Genomic DNA, 16,970 nt, shown 5'->3' with positions numbered 1-16,970 from the left:
GGCCAGACTTAGCCTGCGACCGGGGAACGCCAGTCATCGGAACCCGAAGTACCGGATACTTCGTGGGTCCAGGTGATTTTGCGGTAGGTGAAGTGCACGTCTTCCAGGTGGGTGAAGTGCGAGTTCGCCGGGTCCTGGCAGTTGTGCATGTAGTCTTTGATGTCGACGATGATCGCGTCTTCAAGCTTGGTGGTGTAGTAGTGCTCTTGGGTGCCTTGAGCCGAGGTGCGGTACCACTTGATTTCGATAGTGGTCATACGCTCGCCCGAGGTCAGGGCAGCCAGCAGCAGTGGGGAAGCCTTGTCGAACACCTTGGTGATCACGACTGGTTTGTGAACGCGCTGACCGGTCGGTTGGCCGGACTGCGGGTCACGCGGGATGATCACTTCGTGGCTGAAGCCCTGAACCATGACCTGATCTTCGTGACCTTCCTGGTAGGTGTTGCCAACCGAGTCGGCGGTGAATGCGCCGGCAGTGATCAGACCCTGTTTCTCGCCAGTGATGGACATATACGCTGGTGTAGCCATGGATGCTCTCCTTGCTCAATAAATGAAGATGCCCGGGAGGCGGTATCGCCCGGTGGGTGTCTGACTGTTATCAAGGTCCGTGCCATAAACGGGTAAGGCTATATAAATCATGAGGTTGAGACGTTTATTTGATCGCTGTGAGAATGCTCGACAAAGATCCCCACGTAATGTGCGCAAGAACTTGCGCAGCACTGCGCAACTTCTTGCGCACTTGGCTGGAGCGCCCGACAGGCCGGGCGTTCAGCGAATCGGAAAGGGTATTTGGAGAAACAGGTGCGCAACTTCTTGCGCATCAAGGCTTTGCGCCACCACTCAAGGGTCTTGGCACCCAGTGCAACGAATCGACCTGCCGGGCGGTCCATAAAACACAAGCCACGCACCGTTAAGCGTCCGGACAATCCTGAAATGGAGTGAGAGCGACATGAAAATCCTGATGGTTCTAACGTCCCACGATCAATTAGGGGACACCGGTAAGAAAACCGGCTTTTGGCTGGAAGAATTCGCCGCTCCGTATTACGCCTTCAAGGACGCCGGCGCTCAGTTGACCCTGGCCTCGCCCAAGGGTGGCCAACCGCCGCTGGACCCTAAAAGCGACGAGCCGGACGCGCAAACTGCGGCCACCGATCGCTTTCGCAAGGACTTCGCTGCCCAGTCCGCGTTGGCGTCAACGGCCTTGCTAGGCAGTGTGAGAGCGGAAGATTACGACGCGGTTTTCTACCCGGGCGGCCATGGCCCGCTGTGGGACCTGGCCGAAGACAAGAATTCGATCGCACTGATCGAGTCACTCTACAAGGCCGGCAAACCGGTCGCGGCGGTTTGTCATGCGCCGGGCGTGTTGCGTCACGTCAAGGATGCGGATGGCCAGCCGTTGGTCAAAGGCAAACGCGTGACCGGTTTCACCAACACTGAGGAAGAAGCGGTGCAACTGAGGGATGTCGTGCCGTTTCTGGTGGAAGACATGCTCAAGGAGAAGGGTGGGGTTTACTCCAAGGCCGACGACTGGAAGAGCTACGTGGTCACCGATGGTCTGTTGCTGACCGGTCAGAACCCGGCGTCTTCGGAGGCGGTGGCCCAAGCGCTGCTGGCGCAGCTGAAGTAACCACAGACCTTGCAGGAGCCCGATAAACCGGGCTCCTGCAATTGGGTGTCGATCAGCGGGTCAATGTTGCAAAACACTCCTCAATCGAACGCCGCTGCGTGTCGGCATACAACCCCAGTTCATCAATGGTCGGGCGCCCCAGCGCCTTCTCGAATGCCTGCTGGTTCGAATGCACGCCATAGTGGGTTTGCGCGGCATCCCCCAGGTTCGACTGAAAAATTCCCGCCGCACTGACCGGCAGGAAATCTTCGTACACCAGCGGTTCAACCCGCAGGTATCCACCACTGAGCAGATCCTCCAGTGTCGAGGATCTCAGCTCGTCAGCCGCCAGACCTTTTTCCGTGACGAAGTAGCGAAAGTACGCCAGGTCTTGTTGGCGCATGCCTTCATAGGTATCGGGAAATTCGCTGAAGTGCTGCGCCATCAGCGTGTTGTAGCGCGCAGCGTTGGCTTCGTTGGGGAAATCCTTGAGTTCATCCCGGGCGGCATTGAGCAAGCGGTCGTAAAGTGCCCGGCCTTTGGGGGTGAGCGCCGCGCCGCGCTGCTCGATTTCACCGAAACGGGCGCTGTGACTGCCACGCTTGTCGGCGCTGTCGGTGAAAGCAATCGGTTCATCCAGCGCTTTGAAACTGGTCTGGCGCAGCAAAATCGGGCACTGACGACGAGGCGGGCCTTCGATCACCGCTTTGGGGGTGATGCCGTGGGCGGGCATTTGCGCCTGGACGATGTCGATGTCCAGGGTACGTGGCGTCAGGTGGTTGATGTGCGGCCCCTTGAACGCCACCACGTCGGCAATCAGGCGATGCTGGGCGCTGAGTTTTTGGTATTGCTCGGCGGTGACGGTGGCGCTGTGGTGCCAGCGGAAGGTTTCCAGCGCCTGCTCGACGAAGTGTTCGGCCTCCTGTTCAGTGAGCCCACCCTGGGTATCGGCGCGTTCGATGAGGATGAGCGCGGCGGGGGTGAAGATCGAACGCTTATCCAGCACCGATTGGGCGAACGCTCGCAGTTCCAGGTCTTCGATCAGTTCCAGGCGCAGCAGCGAGGTGAACACCCGGAACGGGCTGACCTGTAACGCCGCTTCATGCACTGCGCGAAAAGCCGTGGAATGCACCGGCACACCGGCCGGCGTCAGGTCGTAATAACCCACCGGTTGCATGCCCATGACGGCGAACAGCCGGGCGAGGGTTGCCAGCTCATCAGCGGTGCCGACGCGGATCGCGCCGTGGCGTTCCAGGTCCAGGCGCAGGATTTCGCCGGTGCTGTCCAACTGCCGGGCGATCTGCGGATCGCTGTCCAGCACGTGGCGGTTAGTCTGTTCCACCAGTTCCATCAGCGCGCCGTACAGCGGCACTTCTTCGCGGTACATGTCGGACATCGCTTTGGAAAAGCGTTGGCGGATCAGGTCAGGGCTGACGAAGTTCGGGTGGCTCATGAAAAAAATTCCTGGCGCGGTGACGTAAAGGATGGGGGAAAAGATCGCAGCCTTCAGCGGCGCCGACAAACGAAGTTTCTGACGGACTTCATTCTGCAAAGGACTGCTTATTCAGTGCAGCCGCTCATCCTGTGGACTTTCCGAGCGCAACGATGCCAAAAACTCACGATACAAGTGCGCGGTGTTCGCCGGCTGTTCGACCATCGGCATATGGCCGATGTGGTCCCACACCTCCACTCGCAGGTCGGCGATGCCTTTGCTCCAGATGGCCACGCTGCTGACGTCGATCAAGCGGTCCTTGTGCCCCCACAGCAACAGCGCCGGGGCTTTGATATCGGGGAGTTTCGGCTCCATCGGCGGGCTGGCGCGCAAGTCCTTGAAAATCTCTTCCAGCTCATCGCGGCTCTGTTCATATCGCTGGGCCATGGCGTCCAGCACCACGTTGGGCACCCACGGTGGTTCAGCCATGGTCATGGCGTAGAAACGCCGGAATTCTTCCCGTGAATGAATAAGGAACGGGTTGTGGCCTTTGGCCAAATGCCGCTCCAGGTCGCTGACCTCAGGCGCGGTGACACCTGCCGGGTCGATCAGGGCGACCGAAACAATGCGATCCGGATAAGTGGCCGCGAGCCACGCCGCCATGTAGCCGCCCATCGAGTTGCCGATCACATGGACCTTCTCGACGCCGCAGACGTCGAGCAACTGGATCATCCGCTTGGCCTGCAACGGAATGTCGTAGCCGCCACCCGCCTTGAAGCCGGTTTCACCATGGCCGGCGATGTCGGGGATGATTACCCGATAGTTACCGACAAAGTGCCGGGCAAAGCGCAGCCATATGTTCTTGTCGGCGCTGAACCCGTGGAGCATCAGCACACTGCTGGAGGCCTCGTATGGCCCGCCTTGCCAGGTCGAGACAGTCATTTCGGCGATCGGCACGACGATTTTGTGCAGGCGATAAAGCTTGGCCTCTAGCGACATGTTCAAGTGATAGAGCCAATGACCGATGGCCGGGTAACTCAACCAGCTCCAGGCCGCGAAAACCGCGATTGCGACAACCAATACAAGCATCAGGTGTCTTCCTTTTACGTGATCAGGACAGGATGTGATCAGCGGGTTTCAACGCCCGGGTCAACCGGTGAAAGCTGAAACTGAACCCCGGAAACATCGCAATCACATGGCCGCTCTTGCTTTGATACCAACTGTGGCAGCCCCCGGACTTCCACACGGTGCGTTCCATTTCTTTATGAATCATCTCAGTGTAGGTTCGTTCCGCTTCGGGGCGTACTTCGATGCTGTGCAAACCCTGTTCTTTTAACGTGCGGATGCAATCGAGGATGTAATTCATCTGCGATTCGATGATGAACAGCGCCGACGTATGGCCGATACCGGTGTTGGGGCCGGTGACGATGAACAGGTTGGGAAAGTCCGGCAGGCTGGTGCCGAGGTAGGCGCGCGGATACTGCGCCCAGACATCCCTGAGCCGGGTGCCGTTTTTGCCGCTGACCGGGTAGGAAATCACTCCGTCGGTGGCGTCGTAACCGGTGGACCAGACGATCAGGTCCAGGTCGATGTGCTGGCCGTCCTGGGTGACGATGCCGGTTTCGTCGATGGACGCGATGCCTTGCTCGCGGCTGTGCAGCGTCACGTTGCTGCGACCGAGCGCGGGATAAAGCGTGCTCGACAGAATCACCCGCTTGCAGCCAATGGTGTACTGCGGCGTCAATTTGCGCCGCAATTCGGCGTCCGGCACCTGGCGTTTGATCAAGCGCAGGGCTTGGTGCTGGACCATGCGGATCGCCGGTTTCGAGTATTTGAAGGCAATCACCCGGGTTTCGAATTTCCAGTAAATCATCCAGCGCAACAGTTTGTAGGCCGGTTTGAGCCCCAGCAACCAGCGCTGGAAGCGGCCGAAAGTGCGATCGGCTCGGGGCAGTACCCAGTGGGGCGTGCGCTGGAACACATGGAGGTGCTCGACGTCCGGGGCAATCGCCGGAATAACCTGGGCCGCACTGGCGCCGCTGCCGACAATGGCCACACGTTTTTGCCGGTAATCGTAGGTGTGATCCCAATTGTTGGTGTGAAAGGTCTTGCCTTGAAATCGTTCCTGGCCCTCGAAGTGTGGGACCACGGGTTGGCTCAGCGGCCCGGTGGCGTTGATCAGGAATTGCGCATGGAACGTACCTTTGCCGGCGGTGTGCACCGCCCACCGTTTGCCATCGTCGTCCCATTCGATGCGCTCGACATTGGCCTCCAGTTCCACCCTGTCGCGCAGGCCAAAGTGTTCCACCACGTACTGGGTGTAGTGGTGCAGTTCAGCCTGTTCGGCGAACATCTGCGTCCAGCGGTAGGGCGCGAAGGACAGCGAATAGAGCGGCGAGGGCACATCGACGGCCGCGCCGGGGTAGGTGTTCTGGCACCAAGTGCCGCCGAAAAAGTCTCGCCGTTCCAGCAGGCGGAAATCATCGATGCCTGCCTTGAGCAAATTGATCGCCGCGCACTGACCGCCAAATCCGCTGCCGATGATCAACACTTGAAAGGTCTGCATGAGCCTCCTTCTTTATCGGTTTTCATCGAACCCTCCTTTCATGTATAGCCGTTTATGCAGGAACGATGTTTTCGCTTTGTAGGCGCGAGGGCGTGAATTCAGACTGCTAGCCGACGATGGCTATTTAACGTTGCCCTGATAGACTTCCAGCAACACGCAACCCCGGTGTTATCAGGTTCCGTTCAGTGGCGCAGAGGCCCAAATGGGAAAAGCGGGAGGGAAAGGACTTTCACTGGCCAGGAGGCTCTACGCATCGCGAACCCTCGGTCTAGCCCTGGGGCTGCTATGCGTGGGCGCGGCGATGTATCCGCTCGACCCGGCACCGTGGGTTTGGGTGTTGATGTTGCTCAATGGCATCCTCTGGCCGCATGTGGCGTACCAATGGGCACGCCGGGCGAAGGTTCCCTACCACGCAGAGTACCGAAACATCCTGGTGGATGCCTTTCTTGGCGGTTTCTGGGTGGCGGCCATGCAATTCAACCCGCTCCCCAGCGCGGCCACGCTGTCCATGATGGCGATGAACAATGTCGCGATCGGCGGCTTGCGTTTTCTGCTGGTGGGAACCGTCGCGCAAATTCTCGGGGTCGGAGTGGGGATGCTGGTCTTTACACCGGCCTTCGTTCCGCACACCAGCCCGTTGCAGTTGTATGCCTGCCTGCCGCTGTTAAGCATTTATCCGCTAGCCCTGGGCTGGCTCTGCTTCCGTCAGACCACGACCCTCGGCCGGCATAAACGCGAACTGCTGGCCTTGAGCCGCACCGACAGCCTCACTGGCCTGCTCAACCACGGTGCCTGGAAGGATCAACTGGAGATCGAATTCCAGCGCTGCCAACGCCAGAATCAAGACGGGGTGATTGCGCTGATCGACATCGACCATTTCAAAACCATCAACGACACCTACGGCCATATCGCCGGGGACATCGTTTTGCGGCAGCTGAGCAAGATGCTCAAGCAGAACCTGCGGGCAGCTGATGTTGCCGGGCGTTACGGTGGCGACGAGTTCTGCGTGATCCTCCCGGATCTGCCCCTGAACAGCGCCGCTTCTGCCATGGATGCCCTGCGGGACCGCTTCGCTACACTTGGCTACGAGCAGAACCCGGCACTGAAAGTCAGCCTGAGCATCGGCCTGGCCGCCTTCAACCCGGCCCACACTGACGCGACCTTGTGGCTCAACGACGCCGACCAGGCGCTGTACGAAGCCAAAACCACCGGGCGCAACCGGGTCATCTGCTGCCGCGACGACAGGCCTCATCACGAATTGCTTGATCCGGTGGGACCCGCCTCACCAGTGACGTCGCCTGACACTCCGCCATCGCGAGCAAGCCCGCTCCCACAGTGATCGGGGTGATCGCAAAAATATGTGCAGCACCCAGATCCCCGTGGCGGGCTTGGTCCGGGCGGCGTTCCGACGATGGCTTCAACTCGGTCCAAAGCCGAACGCTCAGTGTCGCATCCGGTATAGAGCCTTGCGCCGCAGTCAGGTAGGGTTCAAGTCCCCCCGACACGAAACAAGGATCGATTCATGACGTTCAAACTTCCGCGTTCCCAGCTGGCCACCAGCCTCGGCCTGACCCTCGTCCTCGGCGCTTTCGCCCCGGTCGCCTTCGCCGAACCTCACAAACAAGTTCTCGCCGATTCCGAGCAATACAAGGGTGAAGCCCTGAAACTGCTGGAACGGCTGGTGAACATCGACTCCGGTTCCGGCTACGAACCCGGTCTGACCCAGGTCAGCGACATCGCCATCGACGAACTGAAAAAACTTGGTGCGACCATCGAACGGGTGCCGAACACCCCGGACAAAAGCAGCCATGTGATCGCGACCCTGAAAGGCACCGGCAAGGCGAAAATCCTGCTGATGGCGCACATGGACACGGTATTCAAGGAAGGCTCTGCCGCCGAGCGCCCGTTCCACATCAAGGACGGTCGCGCCTACGGGCCAGGCGTGATGGACGACAAGGGCGGCATCGTCGCCGGGATCTACGCGCTCAAAGTCCTGAAAAACCTCGACTTCAAGGACTACGCGCAAATCACCTTCCTGCTCGATGCCAGTGAAGAAACCGGTTCGGACATCGCTACCGACCTGATCAAGAAAACCGCCAAGGCCCACGACGTGACCCTCAACCTCGAACCCGGTCGCCCGGCGGATGGTTTGGTGGTGTGGCGCAAAGGCAGTGCCACCGCAGTGGTCGAGGTCAAGGGCAAGGCGGCTCACGCGGGAGTCGCGCCAGAGTTGGGGCGCAACGCAGCGATGGAAGCGGCGCACCAGATTCTGCAGCTTGGCAAACTCGGTGATGAAGCGAAGAAAACCACCATTAACTTCACCGTGCTCAAGGCGGGCGACCGGACCAACGTGATTCCGGATCAAGCCACGGCCAAGGCGGACGTGCGGGCGGCGGTGCCGGAAGAGTTTGACCGGATCGAGAAGGATCTGGCGCGGGTTTCCAAGGACAAGCTGATCCCTGATACCGAAGTCACCACCACCCTTCAACGCGGCTTGCCGCCGATGCCGCAAACGGCAGAGTCGGATCGCTTGATGGCGATGGCTCAGGGCATCTACGGTGAAATCGGTCGCAAGCTGACGGAAGAGGGCAGCGGCGGAGCGGCGGACGCCAGTCTCTCGGCCGGTGTGGGTACACCGACGCTGGACGGGTTCGGGATTGTCGGCGGGAATATTCATACGCCGGAGGAATACGCGGAGGTGGAGAGCGTGGCGCCGCGAATTTATCTGCTGTCGCGGATGATTATGGAGTTGGCCAAGAAGTAAGCCGCTCCGCTACTGATAGTGAGTTCACCGGCAATCTAATGTGGGAGCGGGCTTGCTCGCGAAGGCGATAGTTCGGTTTACATCGCTATACGAGATGAACGATCACTCCTTGACGCTCATGAACTCCTCGGCCCAACGGATATATTCCTCAGGCTGAGTGTAGGTATGGGTCAGTTCGGTCGCGCTCAAATCCGAGGCCTGGGTGAAAATCTGCCGTTGTTCGCGCAGGCTGTCGTAAGTCGCCTTGATCGCGGCGAAGTACGCGCCATGGCCGTCGATGGTGACCCGCACGCCCAGTTCGGCCAGACGTTTGTCGTCGCGCAGTAGCGGGTTGCCGTAGGTGACCAGCATCAGCGGCACGCTCAGGTGCTCGGCGATCTGCTCCAGCTGCTCGAAATCCTGCACGCCCACCATGCAAATGCCGTCCGCACCGGCCTGCTGGTAGTGCTGGGTGCGGCTGATGATTTCCTGGATCGGCAAGATCCCCGCGTTGGTGCGGGCGATGATCGCCATTTCAGAGTCGACCCGGGCTTCCAGTGCCGCGCGGATCTTGCCGACGCCTTCGGCGACCGAAATCAGGTCGGTGGACTTGCGACCGAATTGCGCCGGCAGCAGGGTGTCTTCGATGGTCAGGGCGGCCACGCCGGCGCGTTCGAGTTCGACGATGGTGCGCATAACGTTCAGCGCATTGCCATAGCCGTGGTCGGCATCGGCGATGACCGGCAGTTGGGCCACACGGCCAATGCGGGTGGCCTGCTCAGCGAATTCGCTGAGGGTGATCAAGGCAAAGTCGGGGGCGCCCAGTACCTGCAACGACGCGACCGAACCACCGAGGATCCCCACTTCAAAACCCAGGTCCGCGGCAATGCGGGCCGACATCGGGTCGAAGACCGATGCCGTGTGATAGCAGGCGTTGGAAGCGAACAATTCGCGGAAATTACGGCGCAAATCTTGATGAGAAAGCCTGGACATATGAGTTCCACCATACAAAGGAATGGAAAGGCTTGAGCAAAAGTGTCAACGCCGAAGGAACAAAAGGCTATCACGCGGAGAGGTAGAGAATGATGACGAATTTACAGAGGGACTAATCCAGGGCGATCCTTGTGGCGAGGGATGATGCTTTCAAACTGGATTCCACGACTGCTATGCAGCCAAACTCAGGCTTCGCCAGCACTTACCACTGATCACGCCGCGACCGCCTGCTGCTGTTGATTGCGCAGCGGCACGGCGCGTATCGAGTTGCCGGGTTGCAGTTGCAGGCGTTTGGCGGTGAGGCGGTCGACGATCAGGCTGTTGCCCACCAGCCGTGCCGGGGCGGTGGTGATGCGGCAGTTTTCCAGGCGCCGATTGTGGATCAGCCACACCGGGGCCTGATCGTCTGGCGTACCGATGGCCAATACCAACGATTGGCTGTCGCGCACGGTACGGATTTTCGAGATCGGTGCTTCGATGACCGGGCCTGCGTCGAAGATGTCGATGTAACCTTTATGGGAAAAACCTTCGGCGGTGAGGATTTTCAGTGCCGGTTCGGTGTTCGGGTGAGCTTTGCCGATCACCGCTTGGGCCTGTTCGGTAAGCAGACAGGTGTAGAGCGGTTGGCGTGGCATCAGTTCGGCGATGAACGCCTTGTTGCCCAGCCCCGACAAGTGATCGGCGTGGCTGAAATCCATCTTGAAAAAGTGCCTTCCCACACTGTCCCAGAACGGTGAACAGCCTTGCTCGTCGGCACTGCCTCGCAGTTCGGTGATGATTTTTTCACCGAACAGGTGCGGGAATTCGGCCACAAACAGCAAACGTCCTAACGACAGCAATCGACCATTACTGCCCTGACGTTGATCCGGTCGCAGGAACAGCGAGCAGATTTCCGATTGCCCGGTCATTTCATTGTTCAGAAACAACGTCGGAATCTGCCGCTGGATACCCAGGTCCGGGGACGCACTGACGGTGAGCCCGACCCGGTAGTTGTACCAGGGCTCGCGCAGGCCGACGGCTCCGGCCAGGGCGCTGACACCCACCACCTGCTGATCGTCATCTTCGAGCACGAACAGATAATCGGCATCGGCGCGCTCGACCTGTTCAGCGAAGGTTCGTTGTGCCCAGCGCAATCGGTGGGCCAGGCGTTCTTCATGGGCCGGCAGGGTGCTCAACCCGCGACCCGCCTGCCGCACCAGCGCCAGCAAGGCGGGCAGGTCGGTGACGTGAACCGGACGGACAATCATGATGCAGTTCCTTCTTCGCGCCTGCTCGGGCGTAGTCGTTGGGCACGAGGCCGGATGATGCTCACAGGGCAATCAGCCGGATCGGGCTGCCTTCAGTCACGTTCAGGGCCGAGCACATTTCGTCGCTCAAGGCCACAGCTTGCCCGGCGTTGTAGTCCAGTTCGGCGACGATGGCGCGATACTCTTTCAGCGACTCGTTGCTCACCAGATAGCTGCCACGGGCATCAATGGACGAACAGGGTTTAGCCGTGCCGGTCTGGCTCTGGGCGATGGAGCGGATGCCTGGGATGCGCGCATACAGCGTCGGGCCGCCGTCGAACAGGTCGATGTAGCTGTTGGTCTCGAACCCTTCGCGCTCGAGGATATCAAAGGCCTCCTGACCATCAGGGTGTATCCGGCCAATGCAGTCCTGCGCCGCCTGGGGCAGCATCGGCACGTAAATCGGATATTGCGGCATCAGTTCGGCGAGGAACGTGCGGCTCTCCAGACCGCAGAGTCGCTCGGCCTCGGCGTAGGGCAGATCGAAGAAATGCTTGCCTACGGCATCCCAGAACGGTGACTGTCCTTCATCGCTGCTGAAGCCGACAATCTCGGTGATCACCGCTTCGGCGAAGCGCGGCGAATGAGCGGCAATGAACAACAGGCGTGCCCGTGACAGCAGCTCGGAAAACCGCGTTCGCACCAGTGCCGCGTCAATATGAAAACCGCGCAGCAAGGTGTGGCTACTGAGGTCGTGACACAACGACAGTGCGGGCACGCCATGCTCGATGTTCAGCTCCCGCGAGGCGCTGGTGAAATGCCGGTTGCGCAGGCTGTAGAACGGCTCACTGAACCCGGCGGTGGCGAGGATTTCCGAGCAGCCGACCAGACGCTGGGTCGCCAGATCTTCCAGCACGAAGAAATAATTCTCCGGGCCATGACCCTGAACATCCTTTTCGAATGAGGCGCAGGAGTCGAAAATTTTCTCGCGCAAGCGTTCAGTGTCGTCCGGCAAAGACGTGACGCCCACCAGGCTTTCGCGAGCAAGTCGCTGCAACTGGGGCAGATCGGTCAACTCGACTGGACGTAAGGCCAGCATGGATGCACTCCTGTATCAAAGGGTTCGGCGGTTAGTACCGAACCTGACTATCACTGTCGGTTTCCACGCGTTAAACAAGCGGTCGCTAGAAATTTTTCAAACGCCGCCCTTTTTTTGTCCGCCATTACATTGGGCGGGGTTGCACCCTGCTCGCGCCCGGATTGTTGAGGTACCGGTGGGCGCAGCAACGAGTGCGGAGGAATGGAGGCTGTGGTTCATGTCGCTGAAAGAGGTATCCGGGCTCCTGCTGGATGGGTGTGGTTTCCAATTCATAATCCGTTAAACCAGTATTTATTTAACGCCCGCTCCATGTCTAGTTAATTTTTGTGCGGTTTCCCCACGCTCTGAAACGGGGCGAAATGCCCGTGTGACGGGGGCTACACGGATGTCCAGTGATCTTGTAGGGCATCGCCTATAGGCGTGTCAGAGATAGCCGTTTATTAAGGAAGAAGTGAGTTTGCGAATCTGTGCTTCTGCCTGAAACGAAACGCCCCGAATAGCGCTTCTTACGGCACAATTGCGCGATTGCCAGCGGCGTGACGCCGTTTTCCCTACCCATCGACGAGTGATCCTTCGTGCAGGCGACCCGTTTGACCCTGATGTGCCACGCTCGAACCGTCGCACAGAAATTGGCGCGTTTTCCTACAGATGAACCGTTGGAGATGGATTGGCAATCGGCAAAGGGTTCCCGTTGCAATCAGTTCAAGCGTGCACCACGCCTTCTTTGCGGTCCGGAGTTGCGGACACGGCAAACCGCCGAGTTGTTCGGCAGCGATGTGGAGGTTGTCGCGGCGCTGAGCGATTGTGACTTCGGCCGCTGGAAAGGCGCGCGGATCGACGATCTGCAGAAATCCGAAGGCGAAACGCTGCAGGTCTGGCTCGATGATCCGGGTTCGGCGCCCCACGGTGGCGAGTCGGTGGCGCAGCTTGTTGAACGCGTGGCCGCCTGGCTGGCAACGCTGACGGCGACACCGGGGCACATCGTTGCCATCACCCATCCATTTGTCATTCGCGCAGCACTGACCCAGGTATTGCAAGGCGCAGCGTTCAACCTGATCGACGTCGAACCGCTGTCGGCTATCGAGTTACGGTTCAATGGTCGCTGGCGTTTACGCTTGCCGGGCACTGACCCTGAGGGAGCACTTTAATGAAAAAACTTCTGGTCATCGGCATCGGTGCCGGCAATCCCGACTACATCACGATGCAGGCAGTGAAGGCGCTGAACCTTGTCGACGTGTTTTTCCTCATGGACAAGGGCCAGAGCAAAGACAAACTGATCGACCTGCGCCGCGAGATCTGCGAGCGCTACATCACCGATCACGACTACCGCTTTGTCGAAGCCCACAGTCCGGAGCGCGAACGCGGTGACGTGGACTACAAGAGCAGCGTGGAAGATCTGAACCTTGCCAAGCAGTCGACCTTCGAACGGCTGATCAATGACGAAATGACTGACGAGCAGTGTGCCGGTTTTCTGGTGTGGGGTGATCCGGCGTTGTACGACAGCACCATCCGGATTTTGCAGGCGATCCTGGCGTCCGGCCGATGCGTCTTCGATTTTGAAGTAATCCCCGGTATCACTAGCGTTCAGGCGCTGGCGGCGCAGCACAAGGTGCCGTTGAATCGCATTGGCCGCTCGATTGAAATCACTACCGGTCGGCGACTGGCGGCGGGGCAGGTGAGCGACGCCGACAGCCTGGTGGTGATGCTTGATGCGGAGGATTCCTACCATCGGGTGGCGGACCAGGAGACTGAGATTTACTGGGGGGCTTACCTGGGGACACCGGATGAAATTCTGATCAGCGGCAAGCTCAAGGATGTGGCGGATGAGATCGAACGGGTGCGTAAGGCGGCCCGGCTGGCGAATGGATGGATTATGGATACCTATCTGCTGCGCAAGCCTTGAGATAACAGGTGTCTGGACTGGCCCCTTCGTGATCGGGCGTCCGCTCAGGCAACCCGATCAACTGTGGGGCGAGCTTGCTCGCGAAGGGGCCCTCAACGACACCTCAAGAAATCGCTTTGACCTCTCGCCCAAACCGTTCGCGATACACCGACGGCGGCACCCCCACCACAGTACGAAACGCCACCCGAAAACTTTCCACCGAGCGATAACCACAGCGCTCTGCAACCTGCTCGGTGTTTAAGCGCGTACTCTCCAGCAACTCACGGGCCCGCCCGAGGCGCTCATGCTGCAACCAGGCTTTGGGCGGCATGCCCGTGGCTTCAGTGAAGCGGCGCAGGAACGTCCGTTCACTCATGGCCGCCTTGCAGGCCAGATCGCGAACCTCCAGCGGTTCGTGCAAACGCTCGCGTGCCCACTGCATGACGCGCGACAAATCGCTGCGTGGCGCAGAACTGACCGGTGTCGGAATAAACTGCGCCTGGCCGCCGGTGCGTTGCGGGGACATCACCAGTCGCCGCGCCACCGCGTTGGCCACTTGAGTGCCGAAGTCCCGCGTCACCAGGTGCAGGCAGGCATCGATGCCGGCAGCGCTGCCGGCCGAGGTGATCAGCTGACCCGAATCGACGTAGAGCACCTCCGGATCCACCAAAATGTTCGGAAAACGCTCGGCCAGTTCAGCGGTATAGCGCCAATGCGTGGTAGCACCGTGACCATCGAGCAGGCCGGTGGCCGCCAGCACAAATACCCCCGAACAAATCGACAACAATCGCGCGCCCCGAGCATGGGCCTGGCGCAGCGCCGTGAGCAATGCTTCGGGCACCGGCGCATTTCGATCGCGCCAGCCGGGAATGATGATGGTCCGCGCCTCTTCGAGCAGTTCCATACCTCCGTCAGCCAGCACTTGAATGCCGCCCATGGCGCGCATCGGGCCCTGATCCACGGCGGCGATGCGATGCTCGTACCAAGGGAAGTCAAACTCCGGCCGCGCCAGGCCAAAGATCTCCACGGCGATGCCGAACTCGAAGGTACAGAGGCCGTCGTAGGCCAGAATCGCGACCAATCCAGGGGTGGGCTGCATTTGGCGGAAAATTCCCGGTGAGTGTCTTGTGCGCCACTGTAGCGTCAAGCGGCGAGTGGATAAAGTCTTCTCACACCCACCGAGACTTTGGAGTACAGCCCATGACCAGCCTGGTCCGTGAGATTCCCGCCGCCCCATCGGCCATCGCCCTGATGCATTTCAGCAACCGTCTGACCTTTGAAACCGACTGTTCCGACGTACATGGCAGCCAACAGGCCGGCGAGGTGGATTTTGTGCTGGTGGACGTGCGCGGACCATTGGCATTTGAACGTGGTCATGTGCCGGGAGCGATCAACATTCCAGGTCGACTGCTGACGGCGCAAGCGCTGGCGACCTACCCGAAAACCAGTGTGTTTGTGATCTATTGCGCCGGGCCGCACTGCAATGGCGCCAACAAGGCCGCCGTGAAACTGGCGGCGCTGGGTTACCCGGTCAAGGAAATGATCGGCGGGGTGACCGGGTGGCTGGATGAAGGGTTTGAGTTGAGCACTGTGGTGCAGCGCCAGGCTAGCAACGCGATCAGCTGCGAGTGCTGATCAGGCTGTAGCCTGCGCCGTCCACCATTCATCCAGCGTCGCCTGCAACCAGTCAAAAACGGCGGCGTAGGCGGCGCTGTCCGGCTGGCCTCGAGGCAACGGCGACTCCTCGGCAAAATGCTCATTGAGCATCGCTACCGATTCAGCATTCCACTCCGGATGAAACTGTAACCCCACCCGAGTCGGCCCGACGCAATACATCTGTTGCTTGCATTGATCACTGCTGCCCAGTAACTGCGCGTTTGGCGGCAGGTCGATGGCGTCTTCGTGCCACTCCAGCACCGACAATGTCTGGCCATCGACGAAGGTCACGGGTGTCCATCCGGTTTCCATACGGCTCATCCGCCGCACATTCCCGCCCAGACTCAGCGCCAGCAACTGCGCGCCGAGGCACATTGCAAACATCGCCGCGCCCTGAGCCAGGCTGCCCGCCAGCCATTGACGTTCGGCTTCCAGCCACGCCGGCCCGGCGTTGGATTCATAAGGCCCGCCTAACAGAATCGCCGGTGCTGCACCCACTGGCGGCAACTGGCCGAGGTCGGCGCGAAAGACGTTCAGCGTCACGCCTCGGGACGCAGCCCACTTGGCAATGGCTCCGGGTCCTTCGGCAGGGTGGTGCTGGATCAGGTTTAACGTGGGCATTGTGCTTTTCAAGTCGGCCACCTTTTTATAAGTATTTGTCGCATATACACAATTTGCCCTCCTGCGGCCGCTCTAGACTGCCGGCCACTTCGGTCTTCACAACCGAAAGTTACCAATCGAAAGCTGCCAATAAAAGCCTCCGCACACAGGAGTTATAAATGAAGAAGCTAGTGATGTTCGGTGCCCTGGCACTGTCGATGATGTCCCTGACCGCTGTGGCTGAAGACGCCAAGCCGATCCGCCTCGGTATCGAAGCCGGATACCCGCCATTCTCGATGAAAACAGCTGACGGCAAACTCACCGGTTTCGACGTGGACATCGGCGATGCGCTGTGCGAGCAAATGAAAGTGAAGTGCACCTGGGTCGAGCAAGAATTCGACGGCCTGATCCCGGCGCTGAAGGTTAAGAAAATCGACGCCATCCTGTCGTCCATGACCATCACGGACGATCGTAAAAAGAACGTTGATTTCACCATCAAGTATTACCACACACCGGCGCGCTTCGTGATGAAGGAAGGGACCGACGTCAAAGACCCGCTGACCGAGCTCAAGGGCAAGAAAGTCGGTGTGTTGCGCGCCAGTACTCATGACCGTTTCGCCACTGAAGTGCTGCAGCCGGCCGGGATTGTCCTGGTGCGTTACGGCTCCCAGCAGGAAGCCAACCTGGACATGGTCGCCGGCCGCCTCGACGCGATGCTGGCCGACTCGGTCAATCTGAACGACGGTTTCCTGAAAACCGACGCCGGTAAAGGTTTCGCTTTTGTCGGCCCGACCTACGAAGACGCCAAGTACTTCGGCGGCGGCGCCGGTATCGCTGTGCGCAAGGGTGATACCGCCCTGGCAGAAAAATTCAACACCGCCATCACCGAAATCCGCGCCAACGGCAAGTACAAGCAAGTGCAGGACAAGTACTTTGATTTTGACGTTTACGGCCATTAATCCAGCCGTTTGAATAAAGTGGCCACCGTTGATGCGGTGGCCATTTTTTTTATGCTTTCTTTCTATTGAAGCGAGAAACCTGTGGGAGCGAGCCTGAACTGGTCAAGTAAATCCGGACACCGGTTACGGTGCTTATGCCGCTTTTTGCTCCATAGCTATTGGCGACAGGTAGTTGTTGTAGCTGTGGAGTCTGGTGCGGTTGTAGTACA

Annotated in this window: 15 protein-coding genes and 1 pseudogene; 7 read left to right on the top strand and 9 right to left on the bottom strand. The window is 59.5% G+C overall.

The features are described from left to right. Positions 1-8: 8 nt before the first annotated feature. Positions 9-527 carry an Hcp family type VI secretion system effector gene (locus FQ185_RS26370; protein ID WP_149420017.1) on the bottom strand — a complete coding sequence of 173 codons (519 nt, stop codon included), beginning with the start codon at positions 525-527 and terminating at the stop codon, positions 9-11. A 421-nt stretch (positions 528-948) separates the two neighbouring features. Between FQ185_RS26370 and FQ185_RS26365 the strand changes: the two genes are divergently transcribed. After that, positions 949-1,626 carry a type 1 glutamine amidotransferase domain-containing protein gene (locus FQ185_RS26365; RefSeq protein WP_149420016.1) on the top strand — a complete coding sequence of 226 codons (678 nt, stop codon included), beginning with the start codon at positions 949-951 and terminating at the stop codon, positions 1,624-1,626. 52 nt (positions 1,627-1,678) lie between these two features. On the opposite strand, the gene FQ185_RS26360 is transcribed toward FQ185_RS26365, so the two are convergent. From FQ185_RS26360 to FQ185_RS26350, 3 genes are all read right to left on the bottom strand, one after another. Continuing rightward, the gene (locus FQ185_RS26360) at positions 1,679-3,058 is read right to left on the bottom strand and encodes a VOC family protein (RefSeq protein ID WP_149420015.1); all 1,380 of its coding nucleotides are present in this window, start codon (positions 3,056-3,058) and stop codon (positions 1,679-1,681) included. A 111-nt stretch (positions 3,059-3,169) separates the two neighbouring features. Further along, positions 3,170-4,126: an alpha/beta fold hydrolase gene (locus tag FQ185_RS26355; protein ID WP_149420014.1), complete on the bottom strand. Its 957-nt coding sequence runs from the start codon at positions 4,124-4,126 to the stop codon at positions 3,170-3,172. Between the two features lie 22 nt (positions 4,127-4,148). Further along, the gene (locus FQ185_RS26350) at positions 4,149-5,603 is read right to left on the bottom strand and encodes an NAD(P)/FAD-dependent oxidoreductase (RefSeq protein ID WP_149420013.1); all 1,455 of its coding nucleotides are present in this window, start codon (positions 5,601-5,603) and stop codon (positions 4,149-4,151) included. Between the two features lie 202 nt (positions 5,604-5,805). On the opposite strand from FQ185_RS26350, the pseudogene FQ185_RS26345 reads away from it, so the two are divergent. Further along, positions 5,806-6,876: pseudogene (locus FQ185_RS26345) on the top strand (diguanylate cyclase); the annotation flags it as partial. A gap of 249 nt (positions 6,877-7,125) precedes the next feature. Next, the gene (locus tag FQ185_RS26340) at positions 7,126-8,367 is read left to right on the top strand and encodes a M20/M25/M40 family metallo-hydrolase (RefSeq protein WP_149420011.1); all 1,242 of its coding nucleotides are present in this window, start codon (positions 7,126-7,128) and stop codon (positions 8,365-8,367) included. A 102-nt stretch (positions 8,368-8,469) separates the two neighbouring features. Here FQ185_RS26340 and FQ185_RS26335 read toward each other — a convergent pair whose 3' ends face one another. From FQ185_RS26335 to FQ185_RS26325, 3 genes are all read right to left on the bottom strand, one after another. Then, complete coding sequence (locus FQ185_RS26335) at positions 8,470-9,339, bottom strand: oxaloacetate decarboxylase (protein WP_149420010.1); 870 nt, start codon at positions 9,337-9,339, stop codon at positions 8,470-8,472. A gap of 212 nt (positions 9,340-9,551) precedes the next feature. Further along, positions 9,552-10,586, bottom strand: a complete 1,035-nt coding sequence (gene astA, locus FQ185_RS26330) for an arginine N-succinyltransferase (RefSeq protein WP_149420009.1) — start codon at positions 10,584-10,586, stop codon at positions 9,552-9,554. Between the two features lie 61 nt (positions 10,587-10,647). Further along, positions 10,648-11,664, bottom strand: a complete 1,017-nt coding sequence (locus FQ185_RS26325) for an arginine N-succinyltransferase (protein WP_149420008.1) — start codon at positions 11,662-11,664, stop codon at positions 10,648-10,650. A gap of 575 nt (positions 11,665-12,239) precedes the next feature. Between FQ185_RS26325 and FQ185_RS26320 the strand changes: the two genes are divergently transcribed. Together FQ185_RS26320 and cobF are read left to right on the top strand one after the other, a co-directional pair. Beyond that, the gene (locus tag FQ185_RS26320) at positions 12,240-12,812 is read left to right on the top strand and encodes a histidine phosphatase family protein (RefSeq protein WP_149420007.1); all 573 of its coding nucleotides are present in this window, start codon (positions 12,240-12,242) and stop codon (positions 12,810-12,812) included. Next, positions 12,812-13,567, top strand: a complete 756-nt coding sequence (gene cobF / locus FQ185_RS26315) for a precorrin-6A synthase (deacetylating) (protein ID WP_149420006.1) — start codon at positions 12,812-12,814, stop codon at positions 13,565-13,567. The genes FQ185_RS26320 and cobF overlap by 1 nt, the downstream gene beginning before the upstream one ends. A gap of 103 nt (positions 13,568-13,670) precedes the next feature. Here cobF and ftrA read toward each other — a convergent pair whose 3' ends face one another. Continuing rightward, a complete protein-coding gene (gene ftrA, locus FQ185_RS26310; protein ID WP_149420005.1) occupies positions 13,671-14,645 on the bottom strand; it encodes a transcriptional regulator FtrA in 975 nt (324 codons plus the stop codon). 101 nt (positions 14,646-14,746) lie between these two features. Between ftrA and FQ185_RS26305 the strand changes: the two genes are divergently transcribed. Further along, on the top strand, positions 14,747-15,181 hold the full coding sequence (locus FQ185_RS26305) for a rhodanese-like domain-containing protein (RefSeq protein ID WP_149420004.1): 435 nt from the start codon (positions 14,747-14,749) through the stop codon (positions 15,179-15,181). Here the strand turns inward: FQ185_RS26305 and FQ185_RS26300 are convergent, their stop codons facing one another. Beyond that, a complete protein-coding gene (locus FQ185_RS26300) occupies positions 15,182-15,823 on the bottom strand; it encodes a type 1 glutamine amidotransferase (RefSeq protein WP_149420003.1) in 642 nt (213 codons plus the stop codon). 158 nt (positions 15,824-15,981) lie between these two features. On the opposite strand from FQ185_RS26300, the gene FQ185_RS26295 reads away from it, so the two are divergent. Then, the gene (locus FQ185_RS26295) at positions 15,982-16,761 is read left to right on the top strand and encodes an ABC transporter substrate-binding protein (RefSeq protein WP_149420002.1); all 780 of its coding nucleotides are present in this window, start codon (positions 15,982-15,984) and stop codon (positions 16,759-16,761) included. Positions 16,762-16,970 lie beyond the last annotated feature (209 nt).

Origin of the sequence: Pseudomonas sp. ANT_H12B (assembly GCF_008369325.1) — a bacterium.
Classification (GTDB): Bacteria; Pseudomonadota; Gammaproteobacteria; order Pseudomonadales; family Pseudomonadaceae; genus Aquipseudomonas.
The sequence above is the reverse complement of the archived record's forward strand: the minus strand, read 5'-3'. Positions and strand labels throughout refer to the sequence as shown.

What these genes read in the sequence shown, in the direction of transcription:
- FQ185_RS26370 (WP_149420017.1), bottom strand. Translation starts at nt 527, where the DNA reads ATGGCTACACCAGCGTATATGTCCATCACTGGCGAGAAACAGGGTCTG.
- FQ185_RS26365 (WP_149420016.1), top strand. Translation starts at nt 949, where the DNA reads ATGAAAATCCTGATGGTTCTAACGTCCCACGATCAATTAGGGGACACC.
- FQ185_RS26360 (WP_149420015.1), bottom strand. Translation starts at nt 3,058, where the DNA reads ATGAGCCACCCGAACTTCGTCAGCCCTGACCTGATCCGCCAACGCTTT.
- FQ185_RS26355 (WP_149420014.1), bottom strand. Translation starts at nt 4,126, where the DNA reads ATGCTTGTATTGGTTGTCGCAATCGCGGTTTTCGCGGCCTGGAGCTGG.
- FQ185_RS26350 (WP_149420013.1), bottom strand. Translation starts at nt 5,603, where the DNA reads ATGCAGACCTTTCAAGTGTTGATCATCGGCAGCGGATTTGGCGGTCAG.
- FQ185_RS26340 (WP_149420011.1), top strand. Translation starts at nt 7,126, where the DNA reads ATGACGTTCAAACTTCCGCGTTCCCAGCTGGCCACCAGCCTCGGCCTG.
- FQ185_RS26335 (WP_149420010.1), bottom strand. Translation starts at nt 9,339, where the DNA reads ATGTCCAGGCTTTCTCATCAAGATTTGCGCCGTAATTTCCGCGAATTG.
- astA (WP_149420009.1), bottom strand. Translation starts at nt 10,586, where the DNA reads ATGATTGTCCGTCCGGTTCACGTCACCGACCTGCCCGCCTTGCTGGCG.
- FQ185_RS26325 (WP_149420008.1), bottom strand. Translation starts at nt 11,664, where the DNA reads ATGCTGGCCTTACGTCCAGTCGAGTTGACCGATCTGCCCCAGTTGCAG.
- cobF (WP_149420006.1), top strand. Translation starts at nt 12,812, where the DNA reads ATGAAAAAACTTCTGGTCATCGGCATCGGTGCCGGCAATCCCGACTAC.
- ftrA (WP_149420005.1), bottom strand. Translation starts at nt 14,645, where the DNA reads ATGCAGCCCACCCCTGGATTGGTCGCGATTCTGGCCTACGACGGCCTC.
- FQ185_RS26305 (WP_149420004.1), top strand. Translation starts at nt 14,747, where the DNA reads ATGACCAGCCTGGTCCGTGAGATTCCCGCCGCCCCATCGGCCATCGCC.
- FQ185_RS26300 (WP_149420003.1), bottom strand. Translation starts at nt 15,823, where the DNA reads ATGCCCACGTTAAACCTGATCCAGCACCACCCTGCCGAAGGACCCGGA.
- FQ185_RS26295 (WP_149420002.1), top strand. Translation starts at nt 15,982, where the DNA reads ATGAAGAAGCTAGTGATGTTCGGTGCCCTGGCACTGTCGATGATGTCC.